We start from the raw sequence: 22,626 nt of genomic DNA, 5'->3' as shown, positions 1-22,626 counted from the left end.
CATCGTGCTTTCTCGCGTGGCTGACCGTCAGTTAAACGGAACGTTGCAAGAGACTTAGCAATACCCGTGCCTAAAAAAAACCGCCCTTTTTTCAACAACTTGAAAAACAGGCGTCAATCATCCGCCTGTTCATCACCTTCACGACGACTCATGCCGTACTTGCGCATCTTCTCCACCAGGGTGGTGCGACGAATGCGCAGGCGTTCTGCGGCTCGAGCCACAATACCATTGGCATCGTCCAGCGCTTGCTGGATCAGACCCTGCTCCAGGCTACCGAGGTAATCCTTCAGATCCAGGCCTTCCGGCGGCAGCATGGCGGTGGCAGCAAAGTCCGGCGCATGGCCATTGATCGCCACGCGCTCTTCCAGGTCACTGCGCAGACTGTCCACCAACTGCTCGTCTTCATCATCGACGTAGCGAAACTTCTTGGGCAGCTCGACCACACCGATCACGCCGTACGGATGCATGATCGCCATGCGCTCCACCAAGTTCGCCAGTTCGCGGACGTTACCCGGCCAGCCATGCCGGCACAGGGACATAATGGCCGCGGAGTTGAAGCGGATCGAACCGCGTTTCTCATGCTCCATGCGCGAGATCAACTCGTTCATCAGCAACGGAATGTCTTCCACTCGCTCACGTAACGGCGCCATCTCGATGGGGAAAACGTTGAGGCGGTAGTACAGATCCTCACGGAAACTGCCCACTTCAATCATGCTTTCAAGGTTTTTATGGGTGGCTGCGATGATTCGCACATCGACACCCTGGGTCTTGTTGCTACCTACGCGCTCGAAGGTACGCTCCTGCAGCACCCGCAACAGCTTGACCTGCATTGGCAGCGGCATATCACCGATTTCGTCGAGGAACAGGGTGCCACCGTTGGCCAGCTCAAAGCGCCCGGCACGACTGGTAATGGCCCCGGTAAATGCGCCCTTCTCATGGCCGAACAACTCGCTTTCCAGCAACTCTGCAGGAATGGCTCCGCAATTGACCGGAACGAATGGCGCGTCACGACGCTTGGAATGGTAGTGCAGGTTACGAGCTACCACTTCCTTGCCGGTCCCGGACTCACCAAGGATCAGCACGCTGGCATCGGTATCCGCCACTTGCTGCATCATCTGCCGCACGTGCTGGATCGCACGACTGGTGCCTACCAGACTGCGAAACAGGTTGGGCTCGCGGTGACGACCGCGCTCGCGGGCCTGATCGTACATTTCACGATAGACCTGGGCACGGTGCAGGGAGTCAAGCAACTTGCTGTAGCTAGGAGGCATTTCCAGAGTGGAAAGCACTCGACGACGCTGGTCTTCTGGCAAGTCGATGGAAGAATTTTCGCCCATTAACAAAACCGGAAGGAACTCATCCCAGGTTGAGAGTGTCTTTAACAGGCCCAAAAGCGCACCAGGAGCATTTACAGTCCCAATGAGGACGCAAATTACTTCACGACTTGACGACAAAGAGCCGACAGCCTGCTGCCAGTCATGGCTACCGCAGGGTAAATTTTCTTCACCGAGAAAATTTAAAATCACCGCCAAGTCGCGGCGGCGCACGCTATCGTCATCGATCAGCAGAATTTTGGTTTCACGCCACATGCAATAGCAACTTCCCTAGTCAACTCAATGCCCAGAATGAGGGGCAAGCTAGACGCGCTTTAGGCATTTTCTGCCTTATAGACGCCTGAAATCTGAAAACAGCCACTAGTTAAGTCAAAAATGCGTGCACAGTCAAATTTATGGCGCGCAACGTTCGGATTAACTCAACATTAACCGAACAAATGGTAAACCTTTGCTGCGTTCTGTGCTTGGGTGATCTGCGACATCTCGTCGACTATTGCCTGACGCTCACCGGTTGCCACCTCAAGCAGCTGCCGGTAAACACCCAGCAACTCCTCCAGATTGTCCCGCAAGGCGACCTCGTCAACCTGAGCCTCACCAAGCACATCTTCCATGCACGAACGGCAGGCAAGATCCAACTCGCCAATGGCTTGCCAGTTGCGCTCAGCCAAGGCACCAACCAGGGCTTCGCGGGTTTCTTCGATGCGTTGCAGGACAGCACTCATGGTGTTCCTCCTTAGAACTGCGGACCCGGTGCAGCGATGGCATCCCAGCCTTCCTTGACCGTACGCAGCAGATCAGCGACCTCATCGAGAATCTTCGGATCGGTCTTGATATTGGCTTCAGTCAGACGCTTCATCATGTAGGTGTAGAGACCATCCAGATCCCCCAGGGTATCCATGGAGTTTTCCAGGTCCAGCCCCTCACGCAAGCCACCGATGATGCCAATGGCCTTGCCGATGAACACGCCCTTGTTGGCGATATCCTTGCGCTCCATCGCGCCCTTGGCCTGCGCAATACGATCCAGACCGCCTTCCATCAACATCTGTACCAGACGATGCGGACTGGCTTCTGAGGTCTGTGCCTGTGCACCCACCTTCTGGTACTGCCGAAGGGCTAACATCGGATTCATGTGATACCTCTTCAAAAATCAAGGGTTCGTATAAGCAATGTATCGACGCAACGTCAAAAAACTTTAGATCAAATGCAAAAGCCCGGAGCGCTGAAAAAACGCTGCCGGGCTTTTGGCGCAGGCTGGATATTAGCCTTTTTTCTGTGCGTTCAATGCTTCGAACATCGACGTGATGTTACTGGCGGTGGCCTTCAACTTGCCCACCAAAGTATCCATGTCGTTGTACTTCTTGGTCAGTACCGCGGTCAGCGTCGCCACACGGCGATCCAGAGCTTCCTGCTGATCGCTGAGCTTTTTCTTGGTGATATCCAGGGTCTTGGTCCGAGTGGTGAGAATCCCCTCGGTCATACTGCCTACGCCCTGAGTGAACGGCTTGATAGCGGAAGTCATACGATCAAGCAGGCCCGGATTGGTGCCATCACCGGAAAACAGCTTCTGCACCTCGCCACCGAGCTTTTTATCGGTCATGGCGGCAGTGAACTTCTTATCGTCGAAGTCCAGGGCGCCAGTCTTCTGGTTGGTGGTAATCCCCAACTGCGCCAGCACCGTCAACTTGTCACCCGCCCCCACTTCCGACAACGGCGCACGAATCGCCGCCAGAATCGAACGAGGCAGAGCGTCACCGGTCAACTGAGCTGGGACCGTCAGCTTGCCGTCGTCGTCCAGCGAGGGCTTGGTCAGGGTCGAAATACCATTGGCCACGGCGTTATAGGCATCGACAAACTTCTGAATCGAAGTTTTCAGACCTTCTGTATTGGTCGCAACAGTGATAGTGATCGGCTTATCGGTCTGTGTCGGGGCCAACAAGTTGAGCTTGAGACCGGAAACAGCCTGAGTGACGGTATTGGTCTTGCTGGTCAGTTGCATACCATCGATTTTGAAAACCGCATCCTTGGCCAGCCCACCAATGTTGCCCGATGCCGCGGCGCCCGCCCCCATGGATTGGGTGCCGTCAATTTCCAACCCGGCGATACCGCTGACAGAAATATCAGAGCCCGCACCGGTCTTGTCAGAGCCAATCACCAAACGCGAGCCGAACGAGTCAGTCACAATGTTGGCACTGATTCCGGACATGGCCATCTTGGAGTCGGCGTTGATCGAGTCACGCACCGACTGCAATGTCGCATTTGCGCCGATCGTCAGCGGATAGTTAATGCCATTTTGAGTGATGTTCAACGTACCACTCGGAATGGCACTGGTATTTCCTCCGGCAAAAGCCTTACTGGCCACTTTTGACGAAGTTGCAAGGTTGGACACCTCAACAGTGTACTTGCCAGCTACCGCATAGTTGTCGGCTGTGGCATCCACAATTTTATTGTCGCTGGAGGTCGCCGCAAAGCCGGCAAAGGAGGGATTGACCGAACTTCCAAGCCCTGTGACCGACAGGGTGCTCTGAAAAGTCGACAACAGCGATTGCAAGGTGCCGATACCGGAAATGCTCGCACTGTTGCTGGCAGTTGCACGGTCGATCTGACCCTGCTTGGCCGCTTTATCAGCCGCAACCAACGCCTTGACGATAGCACCGGTGTCGAGGCCGGAACCCAGACCGGTACCCGGTAGAATTGGACTTGCCATGTGTTTCTCCCTTCAGTGTGCCGCCGGACTTTTGACCAATACAACGTCCAAAAGAACACAGCAACAAGTTTCATGCCAGCTATCAGACTTTCGCGCTGAACAGCAGACTGCTGGCGTCATTCAAGCTATTGGCCAATCTCAGCACTTCTTCGTTGGGGATCTGACGAACCACCTCACCCGAATCACTGGCAATCACCTTGACCACAACCTGGCCGGAGGGCTCGTCGATCGAAAACTCCAGATTACGCTTGACCGACTGGACGAATTTCTCGATTTCCTGAACGGCCATCTTCAACTTATCCTGCTCGGTCTGAGCGTCTTTCTTGCTGTCCTGACTGGCAACTTCAACCACAGCAGGCACCACCTCTCGAGGCTTCTCCACGGGCTTGTCAGCAACGGGCGTCACTGGCTTGGCCGCTGGATAAGACAAGTTCAGCTTCACGCTCATATCCATGTCCATCACCTCTTAAAGTAAAAAAGCGAGAGAGCACGACCAGCGCACTCCCCCGCCAAAGCTTAGCCAGCTATTACTGAAGCAGTTTCAGTACAGCGGACGGCAGTTGGTTGGCCTGGGCCAGAACTGCGGTCGAAGCTTGTTGCAGAGTCTGCTGCTTGGTCAGCTGGGCAGTTTCAGCAGCGAAGTCGGTATCTTGTACACGACCCAGTGCAGCACTGGCGTTTTCGTTGATGTTCTGCAGGTTGGAGATGGTGCTGGTCAGACGGTTCTGGGCAGCACCGAGGTCGGCACGGCTGGAGTTGATGGTCTGCAGCGCCTTGTCGATGGCGTCCATGGCAGCTTTGGTGCTGGCTTCAGCAGTGGTGCTGTCAGTACCGGTAATGGCGATGGTTGCGGAGCCCACGCTCAGGGTTGCAGCGTCAAAGCCGCTGGCCAGAGTGATGGTGATCTGGTTGGTAGCGCCAGTGTTGGAACCAACCTGGAAGGTCATGGTGCCAGCAGTACCGTCGATCAGGTTCTTGCCGTTCAGGTTGGTCGACTTGGCGATACGGGTCAGTTCGTCCGACATCTGAGCAAATTCTTTGTTCAGAGCAACACGGTCTTGAGTACCGTTGGAGTCGTTTCGTGCCTGAACAGCCAGTTCACGCATACGCTGCAGGATGTTGGTGGATTCTTGCATCGCGCCTTCAGCGGTCTGGGCGATGGAGATACCGTCGTTGGCGTTCTTGATAGCCATGGTCTGACCACGGATCTGCGAAGTCATACGGGTAGCGATCTGCAGGCCGGCGGCGTCGTCTTTTGCACTGTTGATTTTCAGGCCGGAAGACAGGCGAGTCATCGAAGTCGACAGAGCGTCGGAAGCGCGGTTCAGGTTCTTCTGAACGTTCAACGACGTGACGTTAGTGTTTACTGTTAAAGCCATGACGAATTCCTCGTTGGTTGGGTACTGCGGCTTCCGGCCCTGGCAACCGCCGGGTAATGGCCTAGAGAACCTTCGTAATAGTTATCGTCGCCAATGCAAGTTGCTTTAGGGCTTTTTCAAAAATATTTGCCATCACCCTGCCACCCCTTGGAAAACAAGGGGTTAAGCCCATCAACAAGCGAAAAAATGACGCCAGAAAACCCACGCAAAAACCAACTTTGAGCCCTCAGATGGGATACCCCGTCAACCGTCGAGCCCAACCTGCAGCCAATCCAACATTTCATATTCAAGATAATCAGCCAGAGCCAACCAGTTCTGCATTTCCTGGCAGGCCAGCATCAGGCCCAGCAGCCGAGCCCAGTCCTGCTGAACCGAAACCGGCGCACTGTCCACCCACAACTGTATGGGCTCGAACAACTCCACCATGCCCCCTACAGCTTCTACATCCCGGCCCAGCCGGAACAGATCGGCAACTTCCCGCGCACGATCAAACACAGGCTCAAGTCGCGTCATTGAACAAAGTCCCCATGGAAGGTGGCGCCCAGGATCATCGCGCCACTGCGACTGGTATTGAAGAACGCCACTTCAGGCCGACTCGCGATGTAACGCTCCAGCTCGCACAGATAGCTGCGAAAGTTGAGCTGAGTCTTGACCCGCTGCCCGTAACCGTCCATCACCCAATGCCGGGCCACGCCGGCCTGAGGCCCGAGCTCACCGTCCTGCCAACCGGCGTGAGTACGATTCTGAGGAAAAGCGAAATCAGCACCAAACAGAGTGATCCGCCTGCCTCCCATCTTCACCGCGAGATCCACGGCCGGATGAATCACGCTGCCTCCGGCATGCAACTGCGCCCGCGGCAGCCGCTGGCGCAACGCCTGGAATACCGGACTGGAGGAATAGCCCACATACCGCGGCCCTTGCCACCCTTCAAGAACCAGCGGGTCCGCCAGAGGCATATAGACCAGGGTGACGCCTTCACTACCCTGGCCCGGCAGGTGACGCGTGGAGATTCGCTGATCGATACTGACCACCAGGTCCACCCGGATGCCTTGCTTGAGCAGAGGCAGATAGGCTGTATCCACACAGATCAACAACGGCCGCTCAGGTTGTCCGGCCACGGCCCGCAATGCCGGGTAATGCTGTTCCAGACTTGGTCCCGTAGCGATCACGAACACCTCGCGCCCAGGATGAAGATCGAACAGTTCGGCAACATCTCGATCTGCCCGAACCCAAGGTTCGATGGTGGCCAGACGCGCGGCGATATCCGGCGTATCGGCCGAGAACAGACGATTGTTGAAGGACAGATGGGTCTCGCTGATCAGCCGATCACGAATCTTCGCGCTGTAATCATCGGCCAGCACCAACTCGGCTGGCAGGGCAAAGAACGGCAGTTGAATCTCTGACAGATCGCCGGCATACAGCAACTCGACCCGCGGATCGGCCAGCCAGTCCTGCTGATCAAGCAGTTGCAGCACCAGCCTGAACACCGCGCCATTGAGGATGTGCACGTACAGGCGCTTCAGCTCCGGCCGCTGGAGCAACGCCCGTTGCAGATCCCCCAAGCCACAGCCGTACAGATGCAGGACCGGCGCCTCAGGCAGGCTGGCGGCCTGGGTATGCGCCTCACGGGTGCGATCATGACGACTGGTGAGCTGAATACCTGCAATGCTCAGGGTCGAGCCCAGCCCCTCAACCAGATCGGCCTGCAGCGCACCACTGTCTTCAGCCAGCAGCCGCTCCAGCAGCACCGGCCAGCGCTCGCCCAAAACCCGGGCATTGTGTTCCAAGCTGTCGCTCATGCTGCCTCGCTTATCACTCGCGCAAAAAAATAGCGCTCAAGATTACACCTTGAGCGCTACGTGTGCCGCTGGAAGCTGAGCGTCAGGAGCGATAGATGATCGCCGACCCCCAGGACAAGCCAACGCCGAAACCACTCAAGGCAACGCGCTTCCAGCTGGAATCGAACATGTGTTTTTCCAGCAACAGCGGAATGCTCGAGGAAACCGTATTACCGGTTTCCACCATGTCCTTGATGAACTTGTCCGGATCGCCCTCAAAGCGCCGGGCCACGGCGTCGACAATCGCAGCACTGCCCTGGTGAATGCAAAACGCATCGATATCGTCCGGCTGCAAGCCCGACTCGGCCAGCAACTCGTGCAGGTGGGCAGGCACCTTGAGCAGCGCGAAGTTGAACACCTGGCGGCCATTCATGAAGAACACGCCGTCGCTGACTTTCAGGTGCGGAGCACCGGAGCCATCGGTGCCGAACTTGGCCTTGCCCAACTGCCAGGTCGCGCCCTCACCCAGCCAGGTGGCGGTGGCGGCATCGCCGAACAGCATGGTGGTGTTGCGGTCTTCGGGATCGACGATCTTCGAATAGGGATCGGCGGTGACCAACAGGCCGTTTTTCAGGCCCGCAGCTTCCATGAAGCCCTTGATGGCATAGATACCGTAGACATACCCGGAACAGCCCAGGGAGATATCGAAAGCCGCGACTGTCGTCGGCAGGCCCAGTTTGTCCTGAACGATCGCGGCAGTGTGAGGCAGCCCCTCCTCGTCACCGTTCTGGGTGACCACGATCAATACGTCGATAGCTTCGCGCTTGAGTTCCGGGTTGCTGGCGAACAGGGCATTGACCGCTTCGACACACAGATCGGAAGTCTCTTGCCCGTCGTCTTTGCGCGGCAAAAAAGCAGAACCAATCTTGCCCAGGATGAAATCTTCATCCTTGGCGAATTTTGCACCTTGTGCGTAATTGTCCACGCCGGCTACAGGCACGTAGCTCGCAATGCTTTTTATGCCAATCATTACGGCTTCCCAATAATAAACAGCTCAATACCCCCGCTCAGTCACTGAGCAGGGGCTGCCGAAAGAAACACAGATACTTGCGCCGAACACAACGGCATCGGGAAGAACCAAGGGCTATCACGGGTCCTGTCACGCAGGGCTGGCGCCATCTTCCCGGGCAATACAATACAGTGAAGATGCACGTTATGACTCACAGGTCACGCTATTTTGCCGAATCAGCCACACAAAGGCCTATTCGATGAGCGCCCAGTCCAGTGCCGTGCCGCGCTTGAGGGCCTGACGCGCACGACGGCCGAGCAGCGCATCGTAGTGCTTGGGAGCCAGCCCCAGCCCGGGACGGATTGCCCGCACGTTGTCGGCACTGAACAGCTCCCCGGCCTGCATGTCCCGGGTGACATACAACGACCGGCGGTACATCAGCGACTTGCTCTCGGCCTGAGTAGCGCCATAGCGCACTTGCCCCATGGCCTGCCAGGCCCGCTCGGTTTCCACCACCAGGCTGGCCAACTCCCCTGGCTCCAGGGAAAAACTGGCGTCGACCCCACCGGCCGAACGGTCCAGGGTGAAGTGCTTTTCGATCACCGTGGCGCCCAGGGCCACAGCAGCCACCGAGACCCCAACCCCCATGCTGTGATCGGACAAGCCCACCTCACAGCCGAACAGTTCCCGCAGATGAGGAATAGTCAGCAGGTTGCTGTTGGCCGGCGAAGCCGGATAGGTGCTGGTACACTTGAGCAATACCAGATCCCGACAGCCGGCCTGCCTGGCGGCCTGCACGCTTTCGTCCAGCTCGGCGATGCTGGCCATGCCGGTGGAAATGATCAGCGGCTTGCCGGTGGCAGCGACCTGGCGAATCAGCGGCAGGTCGGTGTTCTCAAAACTGGCGATCTTGTAGGCCGGAACGTCGAGGCTCTCGAGAAAGTCCACCGCGCTCTCGTCGAACGGTGTGGAAAACGCCAGCATGCCCAACTCACGTGCCCGAGCGAAGATCGGCTCGTGCCACTCCCATGGCGTATGGGCACGCTGGTACAGGTCGTATAGCGATGAACCGGCCCAAAGGCTGTCCGGGTCCTTGATGAAAAACTCGCCCTGATCCAGGTCCAGGGTCATGGTGTCGGCGGTGTAGGTCTGCAACTTCAGGGCATGGGCACCGGCCCTGGCTGCGGCCTCGACAATCTGCAGGGCCACATCCAGTGACTGATTATGGTTGCCGCTCATCTCGGCGATGATCAACGGCGCCGCACCCGCGCCCACGCAGCGCGAGCCGATCTTGAAACTAGTCATCCAGATGTTCCTTCAACACACGGGTGAATTCACAGGGCGCCTGGCAATAGCCGGCCCGGCGAAACAATGTCAGCGAAACCTGATTCTCTGCCAGCACCCTAGCCCCCAGACGCTGCACATCGGGCCAATGGCGCATCAGCCAAGCCTCGCCCTGCTCCAGCAGCGTCCGCCCCCAGCCCAAGCCCAGGTGCTCGGCAAACAGGTAGATCGACACATCCACCTGAACGCCTTGGCGGTCATAGCGCAGCACCCCCACGGCCCCCGCGGCTGTTTCCGCTATCAGCAACAGCCGCTGCGGATCTCTCACAGCGGCCTCCAGCCAGCGCACATGGTCCGGCCACTCAAGCGCCTCAGGCTGCAGGGACCAACGCCTGACAGGCTCAGCATTGCGCCCGTCGAACAGTAGCCGGGCATCCTCCACAGTCGCCGGACGCAAGCGCAGTACTGCTGTGAACAACGCCGCCGCCACTCGCTGCACGCCCCGACCATCCACCAGCTCGCGGGCCCGGCGAGACAGGCTATGCCGCAGCCCCGGATTGCCCAGCAACAGGCTCAGGGCCTGGCGCACCTGCTCCACGCTGACCTGCTCACAGGCCCCCAGGTACAAGTGGGCACCCGCCTCGGCCAGCAACCGGGCATTGGCCTCCTGGTTAGCGGCCACGGTGATGCACAGCGTAGGCACGCCCAATACCGCCCGCTCCCAGCTGGTACCGCCCCCCGCGCCCAGGCACAGGTCGGCCTCGGCCAACAGCCCGGCAAAATCCTTCACATAGCTGTGCAGTCGCCAGTGCGGCCGTTCGGCAGCCAGGGCCTGCATGGCCTGCCAGTCCGGGTTGCCGCTGCCGGCGACGAAGTCCACCTGCAGATCGTGAAATTCCAGCAGCGCCAACATGGCCTTGCGGGTCTGACCGGCGGCATCGAAGCCGCCGAAGTTCACCAGCAAGCGCCGCGCCTGTGGCCGGATCGATATCGGTGGACGGCGGAACTCTTCGCGCAGCAAGGCGTAGTGCGGACCGAACAGGGTCCGGCACGACGCATCGTGCAATCCGGAATAAGCCTGGGCACTGCCGCTGAAATTCTGGTCCAGCAACAGGTCCACGGCATGCTTGCGGTTGGCCAGATCATCGATCGCGGCAATCCTCGGCGCCCATTGGCGAGCGGCGCTCTGCCATTGATGATCAAGGCCGTAATGATCCACCAGCACCCAGTCGAAGGCCGGCTGAGAGGCCAATGCCAGCTGCAGCGCGGTAATGTCCGCCTGCCAGGGCAAGGGCGCCTCGATTCCCAGTTCTGGATGCTCGCCGACGTAGCACTCCGGCAATTCAAAGGCCTGGAAGCCCTCGGCCCGCAGCGCCTCCAGGCGATGACCGGGCAGACGCCGACAGGCGAACGCCACATCAGCGCCCTGACGGCGCAGTTCCTGGGCCAGGGTCAGGCAGCGGGCCACGTGGCCACTGCCGATGGCCGGCGACGCGTCGGCGCGAATCAGCACCCTCACTCCAGCTCTCCTGCGGCCTTCAGCGCGGCATACAGGTATTCAGCTCGCTGCCAGTCCTCTTCGGTATCGATGTCCTGCACCAGATGACGGGGCAGGATCACCGGCAGGCTGCGGGGCGAGAACAGCACCTCCCCCTCCAGCCAGGCCTGGCTCCTGCCCCAGTAGAACTGCCCGGCATCCTGATAGGCCGGTGGCAGATCCTGGGAACGGCTCTGGCGAAATTCCGGGTACAGGGCATTGAGCGCCCCTTGCTCATCGAGAGTCAGCGCCCGCTGCACGGGAAAGCCGAAGCTGCATACCGAGAAGGCGAACGCCTTGTCCGGGTGCTGCACCAGCGTCTCCAGCCCCTGGCGCAGATAACGCACCTGCAGCAAGGGCGCGGTGGCGTAGATACAACACGCGTACTCAAACACCTGCCCCTGCTCCTGCAACGCCTGCAGGGCATGGACAATCACCGCTGCCGTGCCGGTGAAGTCATCTGCCAGGGACTGCGGCCGAATAAATGGCACCTCGGCGCCACAGGCGAGCGCCAGTTCGGCGATCTCTGGATCGTCGGTGCTGACCACCACTCGCTGGAACAATCCGCAACTCAATGCCTTGTCGATGGAGCGAGCGAGCATCGGCACGCCGTCAAAGGCCCTGAGGTTCTTGCGCGCGATACGCTTGCTGCCGCCTCGGGCAGGAATCAACGCCACACAATTCACTGGCCTGGCTCCAACTTGCACGCCCCTGACTCAGGCTGGCAGCCTGGAGCGGTCGCAGCCGCTTGAACGTAGCGCATCCCAGGCCAGGAAAAAACCGTCATCACTACCTCTCAATCCAGAATCCGCTGCAGGTGCGTCACCACTTCGTCTTGCAACTCATCGGTCAACTCTGGATAAAGGGGCAGACTGAGGGCTTCCCGGAAGTAACGTTCGGCCTCGGGGTAATCACCCTCGGCAAAGCCCTGTTCTTGGTAATAAGGCTGCAGATGCACGGGAATGTAATGCAGGTTCACCCCCAGCCCCGCCGCACGTAATTCGTCAAAGACTTGCTTCTGGGTCAGCCGGATACGGTTCAGATCCAGACGCACCACATACAGATGCCAAGCCGAGTCGGACCCGTTCTGCACCACCGGCAAGGTCAGCGGCAAGTCGGCCAGCAACATCTGGTAGCGCGCCGCCAGCTCCCGGCGCCGAGCCACGAACTCGTCGAGCCGGGACATTTGAGATAGTCCCAGTGCTGCATGCAAATCGGTCATCCGATAGTTGAAACCAAGCTCCAGTTGCTGGTAGTACCACAGGCCGGTATCCGGGATCTGCATCAGCGCTGGGTCGCTGGTAATGCCATGACTGCGCAAACGGCGCAGGCGTTCGGCAAACTCAGGCCGGTTGGTCAGCACCATTCCGCCTTCGGCACTGGTGATGATTTTCACCGGGTGAAAGCTGAAGATGGTCATTGCCGCATAGGTTCCGCAACCCACTGGAAGCCCCAGATAGGAGGCCCCCACGGCATGTGCCGCGTCTTCGATCAAGACAAATCCGTAGCGTTCGGCAAGCTCGGCAATGGCCTGCATATCGGCACTCTGTCCGGCGAATGCGACAACCACCACCACCTTCGGCAGGGTGCCGTTGCGTTCGGCTAACTCGAGCTTCTGCGCCAGCAGAGCAGCGTCCATGTTCCAGGTATGAGGATCGATATCAACAAAATCCACCTCGGCTCCGCAGTAACGCCCACAGTTGGCCGATGCGACGAAGGTATTGGGGCTGGTCCACAGAAAGTCGCCCGGCCCCAACCCCGCCGCCAGACAGGCAATATGCAGCGCCGCCGTGGCATTGCACACGGCAACCGCATGCCCGGCCTGACAATAGTCGGCCAGGGCCTGCTCAAAACGCTCGATAGTCGGCCCTTGGGTCAGCCAGGGAGACTTGAGCACCTGGAGCACCGCATCGATGTCCGCCTGATTGATGCTCTGGCAGCCATAAGGAATCCTGTAGGGAGTCATGGCCGTATCCCACTGCAAGCAGGTGTCAAGCCACGATGCGCAGAGCGGATGATCAAAAGCTTGTTGAGCATGTTTGGGCCCCTGGAAACAGCAATCAATTGGCAATCATCTGCAGCCAATCCACACCACTGGCGGTACCGAGCGAAAAACCCTTGCCGCTCAACGCCAGGTTCTGGTTATAGGCAATATCCTGGGCAAAGCGTGCCGCCCATTTGTCTTGCAGGGCCGCGGCCGCCTGTGGGTGTTGCGGCAACGTCCCCGGATGCTGCACCTGGGCCTGGGGCGTCAGTACCGTGAGGTAACCGGCATCGGCCACTTTCAGGCACAGGTCGACATCGGCGAAAGCCTGGTCGAAATGCTCTTCATCCAGCCCGCCCACCGCCTCGAACAGCGCTTTGCCGATCATCAGACAGGCACCGGACACCGCTGAATAATTCTTCTCCACCCACAGGCTATTCATGTAGCCCGCAGCCTCCTTGGTCTCACCGGCGAAGGCCGCACCCAGGTGGCCGTCGAACCCCAGGATCAGCCCGGCCTGGGTGGTCACGCCGTTTTCGTTCACCAGCTTGGCGCCAACAATCCCGACTTCCGGACGCTGGGCCTGGTTGAGCAAGCTCTCGATCCAGTTGGCGTTGACCACCTCAGCATCGGCCGCAAGCAGCACCAGGTACTCGCCCCGAGCTTCCCGGCACGCCATGTTGAACAAGGCCGAAGCGCTCAGGCGTTGGCCGCTGCGCAACACACGAATGCGCTCGCCGCGGCCTTCCAGGCTGGTCAGCCAGCTGTCGAGCTCGGCACTCTGGTTGTGGTTTTCAGCGATCAGCACTTCATAGCGCTGGTAGCGGGTGCGCTGCAGCACGCTGACCAGGCAGCGTTGCAACTCGGCGAAATTGTCCTGGCTGGGCAGGATGATCGACACCAGAGGGCGCTCGGCGTGCTGATACTCGATCTGGTAGGTACCCGGCTGCGCCGAACCGACCTGAGCGCGATAACCTCGTGCGGCCAGGTGCCGGGTCAGCACCTGCCGCTCTTCGGCGTCAGCCTCATCCCCCGGGGCCTGACAAATCAGCAAGGGCTCGGCCAGGTGGGCCAGACCGGACAGGCCACCGTCCTGGATCAGGCGCAGCAACAGGTCCAGCTCCAGCGCCTGCTTGAGCTCACGGGAGAAACCACCAGCCTGCAACACAGTCTCGCGGTCCAGCAACCAATGCCGGGCCATCAGCGCCGGTGTGCCTTGCAATTGATCGAGGTTGACCCCGGGGCGGAACACCGAAGTCAAAGTGGCATCGGCACGGCGCTGGATCTCGTCCATGGCCACGGCACGAATGCCTTCGGCGCCGAGCAATTCCAGGCTCGCCCGCAGCAGGCCGCTGGCGGTGAACTGATCACCGGCCTCGGCCAACAGCACCCAGTCGGCACGGGACTGGGCCATGGCCTGATTGAGGCGCTCGACGTAGTTGTTTTCCGTGACCTTGACGAAATGCAAGGTGTCCTGGGCCGTGGTGGTGGCTGGCAGCTCGCCCGTGGTGAACACCACCAGTTTGAACGCCTTGTAATGACCGGCCAGCAGGCTGTCGAGCGTGGCCTGCAACTTGACCAGGTCAGCGTCCAGGTCCAGCAGCAGGATCTGCACTTGCGGGCCACCGGCATGGCGGGCCAGGTGCGCAGCGATGGCACTCAGCTGTGCCGGCTCCGGAGCACGGGCCTCGAGCCATTTGAGCAAGCGTCCCGACTCGGTCGCGTTGAACAGCGCACGACTGTCCGACCCCGGTACCGACGCCAGGCGCTCGGCCCAGGCCTGCAGCTTGCGCGCCTCCTCGGGCTCGTCGCTGTCTTGCATCGACTCGGCCAGGCGCTTGACCACCTCGCGGTTGAACAGGTTCAGGGTCAGCGCTTCCCACAAGCGGGCGCGCAGGCTCTCTGGTGTGTCGTTGGGATGAACCCGCATCAACTCTTCCTGACGCAGCAACACACCCTCCAGCTCTTTGAGCTGCAGACGCCCGGTGGGCATGGCATGCATGAGGAATTCCAACTCGGTCAGCAGATCGAACATCGGCTGGTTGTAGAACGGCATCTCGACGAACTGCTCGGGACCGAAGGAGCGTACCGGCTCGGCCCCGACCTCGACCCAGGCCGAACGAAAGATCGCCGTGCCCTTGAGGGAACGTCCGCTGAGCAAGCAGTCGGCCATGGCGGTGAAACTGTCCAGAGCGATCTGCTTCACCTGCTCGGGGTCCCGACCACTGAAACCGGTGGGCAGCGAGGCGAGGAACTCGGCGAACGCCTCACGCTGGGCCACCGATTGCGCGTCCTTGTAGGTCAGCACCGTCAGCACATTGGTGTTGTGCTCCGAGGCCCCGTAGTTGGCCTCACGCACGGCAAACGGAATCGGCAGGATCCGCGCCTTGGCGCAGGCCAGCAGGAAGAAGGAATGACCGATTTCCTGCCATTCGAAACTCACCCCTGGCGGCAGCAGCTCATACCACTGGCGCAGCAGGTCGGTGCGGGTTACCGCATAGAACGGCGGCAGGAAATGCCCCATGAAGTTCATCACCCGATCCTGGGCATCATCGGCGTCATAGTCCTCCATGACCCGGCGATCACGGCGGTAGTAATTGGTTTCCGAAGCTCGGGCCAGATACATCATCCCGTAGCCATGGCACAGCCCGTAGTCGGGATGGGCCTCAAGAAACTCCAGGGAGCTGGTCAGCGCATCATGGAGGAGAAAATCGTCATCGGCAGCGAACGCCATGTAGGGCGTGGTCACCAGGCTCATGCCGTAGGTCAGCTTGTCCTGCAGCCCCTTGTAGCCGAACTGCGGCAGATGCCGATAGTCGACCTGGGGATAGAGCTGCGCCAGGGACTCATCCGCCTCCAGCGACGAATCCAGTACCAGGATCGAGCACGGATAGGTGCTGTAATACTGCAAGGTGCGCCGCATGAACGCTTTGCGGTTGTGGGACAACAGCACAAGGGTGAAACGCTCACTCAGGGGTGCTTTGTCATTCATTGCTTTGTCTCCAACCCACATAGGTACTTCCCCACAACCGGCCAAACGCCTTGAACCTGCAACCATTGATAGTTAACGAACCCGACGCAGGTAACCGTCCGGCGCCACGGTGATCAGCAACTTGTTCTGCATCTGATAGTCGATCTCGAAATCGCGGTTCTCCTCCAGATAGGCCCAGACTGCGGTTTTCGGGTTGTCACCCGGGCCCCACGGACGATCCGGGAAGAACTCCGGCGGCATGTCCTCGACCACGGTGTCCATGACCACGCAGTAGCTGTCCACCGACACCAGCGGCGCATACAGACGCAGCTCTTCGAGCACGTGCTCGTGGGTGTGGTTGGAGTCCAGGACCAGAATCACCTTCTTGCCGGCGGCTGCAGCCCGTACCTGCTCGGCGATGGCCGGGTCGATGCTCGAACCTTCGATCATGCGGATCCGCTTGCTCATCGGATGCTGCTCGATGGCTTCGCGGTTGTGCGGGCGGATATCCAGGTCGATGCCCAGCACTTCGCCATGGCCCTGCAACTCCAGCAGCGAGGCGTAGTAGATGATCGAGCCGCCGTGGGCGATACCGCATTCGATCACCAGGTCCGGCTTGACCTGCCAGATGATCTCCTGCATCGCCATCATGTCCTGGGGCAGCTGGATGATCGGCCGGCCCATCCAGGAAAAGTGATAGCTGTACTTGTGGGTCGCGGACTCGTTGAAAAAGTCACGGGCCAGGCCCTTGAGTTTCTCATCCTGGCCCTGGGCGCTGATCTGCGCCTGGCATTCTTGTTCAAAGGCTTGAATGACGTTGTGCTCGGTCATGTTCGGTTCTCAATGGCAAATTAGCTGAACGAAGCGCTGTCGACGGCGTGATAGACATAACGGCCGTCGGTCATGCGCTTGATTTCTTCGAGGTAGTTGGAATTCATCACGAACAGGTTGGCGCCTGCCGGCAGTGCCTCCATGGCTTCTTGTGGCGATGACACACGCATGCCACTGAGCGGCAGGTACCGGCCCTGTTTGGCCGGGTTGATATCGACGACCTGATCCACCGCCACACCCGCGCGTTGCAGGAACAGCGAATAGATCACGCCCTTGGACGACGCGCCCCAGATCCCGGCAGCGGTGTGCGGCGCCGAGCCGATGATGCGTTTGGCGCACTCGATGCTGGCGGTGAAATCCGCCGGCATCTGCAAGGGCTGGATCGGCGCCGGCAACGACGACGTCAAGCTGCCCAGGTCCGCCACCACGTACAGGTACTGGCCGCCGAACAGATGCCCGGCCTCGTGCACGGTGCCGAACATGCGCTGCAGGTCCTCGAGGCGGAAGTAGTTGACGTGCTCATAGAACACGTCGAACCAGGCACGATGCTCGAGAATCCAGTCGAAACACGGCACTTCGATATAGATCTGCCCGCCCTGGTTGGCATCGGCAATCTCTGCCAGAAAGGCCAGCGGATCAGCAATATGCTCCAGCACATGACGCAGCACGATGGCCTCGGCAGCCAGCCCCAGGCCTCGGGTGAAAGGCGCCTTGATCACCTCGGGGTTGGTCCCCTCGTAGGCCGGGTCGATGCCGGTGATGGCATAGCCCTCACTGCGCAGCAGTTCGAGGAAATAGCCCTTGCCGCAACCGACCTCGATCAGCTCGCGCCCCTTGAAGTGCCGGGCGATGATGCTCTCTACATCCATCAGGTGCTGCTGGAACTGCGCCGAATGGGCCTGTTCGTTCTGGTAGTCGCTGTCGTAGCTGAGCTTGTCGGCATCGAAGGCCTGATTGAAGATCAGCCCGCTCTTGAGATCCTGCACCAGCACGATGTCCGCAGACGCCGAGGCGCGGGCACTCTGGGCATCGGCGAAGGTACGGTTCTGCAACACCGGCAAGTCGGCGACCCGATACAACTCATGCGCCATGTTCGGCTCCTGTTATGTGCAGCAAGCGCTGGTTCAAGCCCCAGAACGCCATGGGTTCGTAGTCCGGGTACGGGTAATGCCCCAGGTTCAGGCGAATCGCCGAACCGCGCTGGGCGATGCGCTGCTCCACCAGGGAACGCACGGCTATTGGCCGGCCGCTGGAGCAATTGACCACCCCGGAAAACGTCCGCTGGCGCAGCAGCGCCGCGAGGTAGCCGGCCGCTTCTTCGATGGCCAGGTAGTCCCGCAGCTGCTCGCCGCCGGACATGTCGAACACTTCGTCACCGGCGTCGATGGCCCGATCCAGTGCCGCCAGCAGGCTCTTGGGATTCTGTCCGGAGCCATGCAGGTAGAACAGCCGCGCCCACTGCAAGCTGAAGGGCAACTGCTGCTGCAGGGCCTGGAGGAACAGGTGCAGGCTGTGCTTGGCCAGGCCGTAGGGATTGCCTGGACGAGCCTCGGCCTGCTCTGTCAAAGGTCCGCTCTGCATGCCGTACTCGAAGCAGGTGCCGGTGACCAGCACCTGGCTCACACCCGCCTCGACCACGGCCTTGATAAAGCGATAGTCGGCCATCAGGTTGTGCTCCAGGTGAAACAGCGCCTGGTAGTTCGGCAATCCGGGCCAGGCCAGATGGGCCAAGGCATCGACCCCGTCCACCAGGGCCGCGATATCCAGCTGCGGGTCATGCACATCCAGCGCGCGAAACTCTACCGCGTCGAACCAGGGCATCTGCCGCGCCTTGTCCAGATCCCGGGCCAGCGCCCGGACCCGGCAACCCCGGGCCAGCAAGGCCGCGACCAGATGCCGGCCGACAAAGCCGGTGGCGCCGGTGACCAGCACCGTCATGCCCTTCACAGCAGCTTCAACTCAGGCACCGCAATCACGAAGCGCCCGCCCCATTGCCGTACCTGGGCCAATTGCTCGCTGACTTCGTCCAGCAGGTTCCAGGGCAACACCAGCACATAGTCCGGCTGCTCCTGGTCGATGCGCTCGGGGGCCACCACCGGGATGCGACTGCCCGGCAGGAACTTGCCCTGCTTGTGCGGGCTGGCGTCGGCGACCCAGGCCAGCAAGTCGGCCTTGACCCCGGCGTAGTTGAGCAAGGTATTGCCCTTGGCTGCCGCGCCGTAGCCCACCACGCGCTTGCCTTCGGCCTTGGCCTGGAGTAGGAAGCGCAGCAGCTCGTGCTTGATCCGCTGCGCGGCTGGCGCCAGGGTCTGGTAGTACTCGGGCGTGTTCACCCCGGCGCGCTGTTCCAACAGCAACTGCTGCGCCACGCTGTCTTGCACCGGCCGGCGCGAGCCGTCGATGCGCTGCACGAAGACCCGTAGCGAACCCCCATGGGTGGCCAGGGTCTGGACGTCGAAAACTTCCAGGCCGTTGCGTTGGCACAGGCTCAGGACGGCGGTCAGTGACAGGTAGGAATAATGTTCGTGGTACAGGGTGTCGAACTGCTGCCCGGCCATCAGGGTCAGCAGCTGGGGAAACTCGAACGTCGCCACCCCCGTCGGCTTGAGCAAAGTCGCGAAACCGCAGAGGAAATCGTTGATGTCCGGCACATGGGCCAGCACATTGTTGGCCGCCATCAGGTCGGCGGCCCAGCCCTCCTCCAGCAACTGCGCGGCAGTGCCACGGCCGAAGAACAGCTCGCGGATCTGCAACCCCTTGGCCCGCGCCGCCTGGGCGGTGCTGCGGGTCGGCTCGACCCCCAGGCAGGGAATGTCACGCTGGGCCACGTACTGCAGCAGGTAGCCGTCGTTGGCCGCCACTTCCACCACCCGGCTGCGGGCGTCCAGGCCGAAACGCTCGACCATCTGCGCCACGTAGTCCCGGGCATGCTGCAGCCAGGTGCTGGAGAACGAACTGAAGTAGGCATAGTCGGCGTCGAACAGGTGGTCGGCGCGGGTGTAGTCCTCGGTCTGCACCAGCCAGCATTGCTGGCACACCTGGACCTTGAGCGGCACCCACTGCTCGGCCTGATCCAATTGCTCGGCCCGCAGGTAGGCGTTGGATGGCGGCGAGGTGCCCAAGTCGATCAGAGGCAGGCTCAGGCATGCGCCACAACCGCGGCAATTCATAGTCTTACTCCAGCGAAGGCAGCATCGAGCAAGGGGTGGCTGGCATCCCGGGTCGACAGATTATTGACAGGCAACGGCCAGTTGATCGCCAGTCGCGGGTCCAGCACCGACAACCCGGCCTCGTGCTCGGGGGCATAGTCGGCGCTGTGCAGGTAGAGCAACTCGGCATCGTCGCTCAGGGCCTGGAAGCCATGGGCGAAACCCGCCGGCAGCAACAGGCTGCGCCCATCGCCGCCACGCAGGTGCTCGGCATGCCAATGCAAAAAGGTCGGTGACTCGGGGCGCAGGTCCACCGCCACATCCCAGACTTCGCCGCGCAAGCAACTGATGAGCTTGGCTTCGGGCCGGGCGGCGGTCTGATAGTGCAAGCCACGCACGCTGCCCTGTTCGCGGGTGCAGGAGTGGTTGATCTGGCGAATATGGAAGGGCTGGCCAAAGGCGCTAAGGCTGCCTTCGCAGAACAGCCGGGAGAAATGCCCGCGCTGATCTTCGAAGCGTTTGTGGCGCACCTCGAACAACCCGGCCATTGGCAGAGCCAGGACCTGGAACTCGCTCACAGCGCCCCCCGGTACAGGTTCAACTGCCCAAGGGTCACGGCACGCATGTCCGCGCCGCTCTTCCAGGCCAGGTGCCAGTCCAGGGTCTGCGCCAGGCACTGTTGCAGCGTCCAGCGAGGTTTCCAGCCCAACAGCTGGCGCGCACGACTGCTGTCCAGACGCAGCAGGCCGGCTTCGTGCAGCTCACTGGGTTCGATTCGCAGGCCCGGGGCCTCGGGCCATTGCCGGGCCAGCAGCTCCACCACTTCACCGACGCTGCACATGTCCTGTTCACCGGGCCCGAAGTTCCAGGCACCGGCGTATTGCGGGCCGTTCACGTACAGGCCGGCTGCCAGTTGCAGGTAACCGGCCAGGGGCTCCAGGGCGTGTTGCCAGGGGCGTACCGCCTGGGGATAACGCAAGGTCACCGGCTCGTCGGCCGACCAGGCCTTGAGCACATCGGGAATCAACCGCTCGGGGGCGAAATCGCCACCGCCCAGCACATTGCCGGCCCGGGCCGTGGCCAGGGCCAGGCCGTGCTCGGCATAACGCTCGGCAGCAAAGAAGGATGAGGCATAGGACTGGGCCAGCAACTCGCAACAAGCCTTGCTGCTGCTGTAGGGATCATGGCCGCCCAAGGCTTCGTTTTCCCGATAGGGCCACAGCCATTCCTGATTGGCGTAGACCTTGTCAGTGGTCACCAGGACGCAGGCACGGACCCCACCGACCTGACGGATCGCTTCCAACAGGTTGAGGGTGCCCATGACGTTGCTTGAGTAGGTTCCCAGCGGATCACGGTAAGCCTCGCGCACCAGGGGCTGGGCCGCCAGGTGCAGGACGATTTCCGGCTGCACCTGGGCGATCAGCTCCAGCAGGCTACCCAGGTCCCGCAGGTCGCCACGATGATCGTCGACACCTTCGGCCACCCGGGCCAGTTCGAACAGGCTCGGCTCGGTCCCCGGGTCCAGGGCGAATCCGCTGACCTGGGCCCCCAGGCTTTGCAGCCACAGGCTCAGCCAACTGCCCTTGAAACCGGTATGGCCGGTCAGCAGGACCCGCTTGCCACGCCAGAATTCCTGGCTCAGTCCCATTGCTTCCACGGGGCCTCCCCGCTTTGCCAGAGCTGCTCCAGATGATTCTTGTCCCGCAGGGTATCCATGGACTGCCAGAATCCCGAATGCTCGTAGGCGCTCAGTTGCTGATCCTTGGCCAGCTGGATCAGCGGCTCGGCCTCCCAGGTGGTGCTGTCGCCATCGATGTAGGACAGCACCTTGGGCGACAACACGAAGAACCCACCGTTGATCCAGCCACCATCGCCACGGGGTTTCTCGGTGAAGCCCAGGACCTGGTCGCCATCGCGATCCAGGGCGCCATAGCGGCCCGGGGGCTGCACGGCCGTGACCGTGGCCAGCTTGCCGTGGGACCTGTGGAAATCCACCAATGCACCGATATCCAGATCGGATACGCCATCGCCATAGGTGAAGCAGAAAGCCTCGTCTTCCTGCAGATAACGTCCGGCCCGGCGCAAGCGTCCGCCGGTCATGGTTTCCTCTCCAGTGTCGATCAGCGTCACGCTCCACGGCTCGCTGTAATTCTGATGCACGTCCATGCGGTTGTTGCGCATGTCGAAGGTCACATCCGAAGTGTGCAGGAAGTAGTTGGCGAAGAAGTCCTTGATCGCGTAGCCCTTATAGCCCAGGCAAATCACGAAGTCATGAATCCCGTGGGCGGAATACTGCTTCATGATGTGCCAAAGAATTGGCTTGCCACCGATCTCGATCATGGGCTTGGGCTTGAGGTGGGACTCTTCGCTGATTCGCGTACCCAGTCCACCTGCCAGAATTACTGCCTTCATCGCTGTCCTCTTGCTCTTCGTGGGCCAGCCCAGCCCTTTCAGGACTGGCACGGCGCCAGATGCAGATCATTCATCGCAACCAAAGGGGCCCTTGCACTGCGCCGCAGTGAAGGATTTATGGCGATTTGCCGAGGACTTGCAGGAAGTGCGCCAATTGCGTGCGCGGCGCCCGCAGGCGCCGCAGAAGACAGCGAGAGCAACCACCCGAACGGAGGATTGCCCAACATCCCGGCCAACGACGATGGCAATCGCCG

21 protein-coding genes are annotated in these 22,626 nt (G+C 60.7%); all 21 read right to left on the bottom strand.

What is annotated here, in order from left to right; all coding sequences use genetic code 11:
• Positions 1-113 precede the first annotated feature (113 nt).
• Complete coding sequence (locus tag DWF74_RS24210; RefSeq protein WP_011059970.1) at positions 114-1,589, bottom strand: sigma-54 dependent transcriptional regulator; 1,476 nt, start codon at positions 1,587-1,589, stop codon at positions 114-116.
• Positions 1,590-1,759: 170 nt separating this feature from the next.
• Positions 1,760-2,056 (bottom strand): flagellar protein FliT, encoded by a 297-nt coding sequence (locus tag DWF74_RS24205; protein ID WP_102864028.1) that lies wholly within the window; start codon positions 2,054-2,056, stop codon positions 1,760-1,762.
• 11 nt (positions 2,057-2,067) lie between these two features.
• Positions 2,068-2,463, bottom strand: a complete 396-nt coding sequence (gene fliS, locus DWF74_RS24200; protein ID WP_102864029.1) for a flagellar export chaperone FliS — start codon at positions 2,461-2,463, stop codon at positions 2,068-2,070.
• 129 nt (positions 2,464-2,592) lie between these two features.
• Positions 2,593-4,038, bottom strand: coding sequence for a flagellar filament capping protein FliD (fliD, locus tag DWF74_RS24195; protein WP_102864030.1), 1,446 nt, complete (start codon positions 4,036-4,038; stop codon positions 2,593-2,595).
• 82 nt (positions 4,039-4,120) lie between these two features.
• Positions 4,121-4,492 carry a flagellar protein FlaG gene (locus DWF74_RS24190; protein ID WP_102864031.1) on the bottom strand — a complete coding sequence of 124 codons (372 nt, stop codon included), beginning with the start codon at positions 4,490-4,492 and terminating at the stop codon, positions 4,121-4,123.
• A 73-nt stretch (positions 4,493-4,565) separates the two neighbouring features.
• Positions 4,566-5,417, bottom strand: a complete 852-nt coding sequence (locus DWF74_RS24185; protein ID WP_102864032.1) for a flagellin domain-containing protein — start codon at positions 5,415-5,417, stop codon at positions 4,566-4,568.
• A 243-nt stretch (positions 5,418-5,660) separates the two neighbouring features.
• Entirely contained in the window at positions 5,661-5,930 is a 270-nt protein-coding gene (locus tag DWF74_RS24180; protein WP_102864033.1) for a hypothetical protein, read from the bottom strand.
• A complete protein-coding gene (locus tag DWF74_RS24175) occupies positions 5,927-7,216 on the bottom strand; it encodes a motility associated factor glycosyltransferase family protein (protein WP_115581861.1) in 1,290 nt (429 codons plus the stop codon). Before DWF74_RS24175 ends, DWF74_RS24180 begins: the two co-directional genes overlap by 4 nt.
• 82 nt (positions 7,217-7,298) lie before the next feature.
• Positions 7,299-8,225, bottom strand: coding sequence for a ketoacyl-ACP synthase III (locus DWF74_RS24170; protein ID WP_102864035.1), 927 nt, complete (start codon positions 8,223-8,225; stop codon positions 7,299-7,301).
• A 231-nt stretch (positions 8,226-8,456) separates the two neighbouring features.
• Complete coding sequence (gene pseI, locus DWF74_RS24165; RefSeq protein WP_115581860.1) at positions 8,457-9,509, bottom strand: pseudaminic acid synthase; 1,053 nt, start codon at positions 9,507-9,509, stop codon at positions 8,457-8,459.
• The gene (pseG, locus tag DWF74_RS24160; protein WP_115581859.1) at positions 9,502-11,007 is read right to left on the bottom strand and encodes a UDP-2,4-diacetamido-2,4,6-trideoxy-beta-L-altropyranose hydrolase; all 1,506 of its coding nucleotides are present in this window, start codon (positions 11,005-11,007) and stop codon (positions 9,502-9,504) included. Before pseG ends, pseI begins: the two co-directional genes overlap by 8 nt.
• A complete protein-coding gene (gene pseF, locus DWF74_RS24155) occupies positions 11,004-11,711 on the bottom strand; it encodes a pseudaminic acid cytidylyltransferase (protein ID WP_115581858.1) in 708 nt (235 codons plus the stop codon). Before pseF ends, pseG begins: the two co-directional genes overlap by 4 nt.
• A gap of 110 nt (positions 11,712-11,821) precedes the next feature.
• The gene (gene pseC / locus DWF74_RS24150) at positions 11,822-12,991 is read right to left on the bottom strand and encodes a UDP-4-amino-4,6-dideoxy-N-acetyl-beta-L-altrosamine transaminase (protein ID WP_115581857.1); all 1,170 of its coding nucleotides are present in this window, start codon (positions 12,989-12,991) and stop codon (positions 11,822-11,824) included.
• A gap of 94 nt (positions 12,992-13,085) precedes the next feature.
• Complete coding sequence (locus DWF74_RS24145; RefSeq protein ID WP_115581856.1) at positions 13,086-16,022, bottom strand: TIGR00180 family glycosyltransferase; 2,937 nt, start codon at positions 16,020-16,022, stop codon at positions 13,086-13,088.
• Positions 16,023-16,073: 51 nt separating this feature from the next.
• Complete coding sequence (locus tag DWF74_RS24140; protein WP_102864042.1) at positions 16,074-16,811, bottom strand: cephalosporin hydroxylase family protein; 738 nt, start codon at positions 16,809-16,811, stop codon at positions 16,074-16,076.
• A gap of 20 nt (positions 16,812-16,831) precedes the next feature.
• A complete protein-coding gene (locus tag DWF74_RS24135) occupies positions 16,832-17,902 on the bottom strand; it encodes a class I SAM-dependent methyltransferase (RefSeq protein WP_115581855.1) in 1,071 nt (356 codons plus the stop codon).
• Entirely contained in the window at positions 17,892-18,749 is an 858-nt protein-coding gene (locus DWF74_RS24130; RefSeq protein WP_115582483.1) for an NAD-dependent epimerase/dehydratase family protein, read from the bottom strand. Before DWF74_RS24130 ends, DWF74_RS24135 begins: the two co-directional genes overlap by 11 nt.
• A gap of 5 nt (positions 18,750-18,754) precedes the next feature.
• Positions 18,755-19,981, bottom strand: coding sequence for a class I SAM-dependent methyltransferase (locus DWF74_RS24125; protein WP_115581854.1), 1,227 nt, complete (start codon positions 19,979-19,981; stop codon positions 18,755-18,757).
• Positions 19,978-20,538: a dTDP-4-dehydrorhamnose 3,5-epimerase family protein gene (locus DWF74_RS24120; RefSeq protein ID WP_102864045.1), complete on the bottom strand. Its 561-nt coding sequence runs from the start codon at positions 20,536-20,538 to the stop codon at positions 19,978-19,980. The genes DWF74_RS24125 and DWF74_RS24120 overlap by 4 nt, the downstream gene beginning before the upstream one ends.
• Positions 20,535-21,617, bottom strand: a complete 1,083-nt coding sequence (gene rfbG, locus DWF74_RS24115; protein ID WP_102864046.1) for a CDP-glucose 4,6-dehydratase — start codon at positions 21,615-21,617, stop codon at positions 20,535-20,537. Before rfbG ends, DWF74_RS24120 begins: the two co-directional genes overlap by 4 nt.
• Complete coding sequence (gene rfbF, locus DWF74_RS24110; protein WP_102864047.1) at positions 21,599-22,372, bottom strand: glucose-1-phosphate cytidylyltransferase; 774 nt, start codon at positions 22,370-22,372, stop codon at positions 21,599-21,601. Before rfbF ends, rfbG begins: the two co-directional genes overlap by 19 nt.
• Positions 22,373-22,626: the final 254 nt, after the last annotated feature.

Source organism: Pseudomonas protegens (assembly GCF_003363755.1).
Lineage (GTDB): Bacteria > Pseudomonadota > Gammaproteobacteria > Pseudomonadales > Pseudomonadaceae > Aquipseudomonas > Aquipseudomonas danubii.
Note: the sequence above shows the minus strand (reverse complement) of the source record. Positions and strands in the feature narration are given on the sequence as shown.

Excerpts from the sequence above, each read along its gene's own strand:
- DWF74_RS24210 (WP_011059970.1), bottom strand. The coding sequence starts at position 1,589 with ATGTGGCGTGAAACCAAAATTCTGCTGATCGATGACGATAGCGTGCGC.
- DWF74_RS24205 (WP_102864028.1), bottom strand. The coding sequence starts at position 2,056 with ATGAGTGCTGTCCTGCAACGCATCGAAGAAACCCGCGAAGCCCTGGTT.
- fliS (WP_102864029.1), bottom strand. The coding sequence starts at position 2,463 with ATGAATCCGATGTTAGCCCTTCGGCAGTACCAGAAGGTGGGTGCACAG.
- fliD (WP_102864030.1), bottom strand. The coding sequence starts at position 4,038 with ATGGCAAGTCCAATTCTACCGGGTACCGGTCTGGGTTCCGGCCTCGAC.
- DWF74_RS24190 (WP_102864031.1), bottom strand. The coding sequence starts at position 4,492 with ATGGATATGAGCGTGAAGCTGAACTTGTCTTATCCAGCGGCCAAGCCA.
- DWF74_RS24185 (WP_102864032.1), bottom strand. The coding sequence starts at position 5,417 with ATGGCTTTAACAGTAAACACTAACGTCACGTCGTTGAACGTTCAGAAG.
- DWF74_RS24180 (WP_102864033.1), bottom strand. The coding sequence starts at position 5,930 with ATGACGCGACTTGAGCCTGTGTTTGATCGTGCGCGGGAAGTTGCCGAT.
- DWF74_RS24175 (WP_115581861.1), bottom strand. The coding sequence starts at position 7,216 with ATGAGCGACAGCTTGGAACACAATGCCCGGGTTTTGGGCGAGCGCTGG.
- DWF74_RS24170 (WP_102864035.1), bottom strand. The coding sequence starts at position 8,225 with ATGATTGGCATAAAAAGCATTGCGAGCTACGTGCCTGTAGCCGGCGTG.
- pseI (WP_115581860.1), bottom strand. The coding sequence starts at position 9,509 with ATGACTAGTTTCAAGATCGGCTCGCGCTGCGTGGGCGCGGGTGCGGCG.
- pseC (WP_115581857.1), bottom strand. The coding sequence starts at position 12,991 with ATGACTCCCTACAGGATTCCTTATGGCTGCCAGAGCATCAATCAGGCG.
- DWF74_RS24145 (WP_115581856.1), bottom strand. The coding sequence starts at position 16,022 with ATGTGGGTTGGAGACAAAGCAATGAATGACAAAGCACCCCTGAGTGAG.
- DWF74_RS24140 (WP_102864042.1), bottom strand. The coding sequence starts at position 16,811 with ATGACCGAGCACAACGTCATTCAAGCCTTTGAACAAGAATGCCAGGCG.
- DWF74_RS24135 (WP_115581855.1), bottom strand. The coding sequence starts at position 17,902 with ATGGCGCATGAGTTGTATCGGGTCGCCGACTTGCCGGTGTTGCAGAAC.
- DWF74_RS24130 (WP_115582483.1), bottom strand. The coding sequence starts at position 18,749 with ATGACGGTGCTGGTCACCGGCGCCACCGGCTTTGTCGGCCGGCATCTG.
- DWF74_RS24125 (WP_115581854.1), bottom strand. The coding sequence starts at position 19,981 with ATGAATTGCCGCGGTTGTGGCGCATGCCTGAGCCTGCCTCTGATCGAC.
- rfbF (WP_102864047.1), bottom strand. The coding sequence starts at position 22,372 with ATGAAGGCAGTAATTCTGGCAGGTGGACTGGGTACGCGAATCAGCGAA.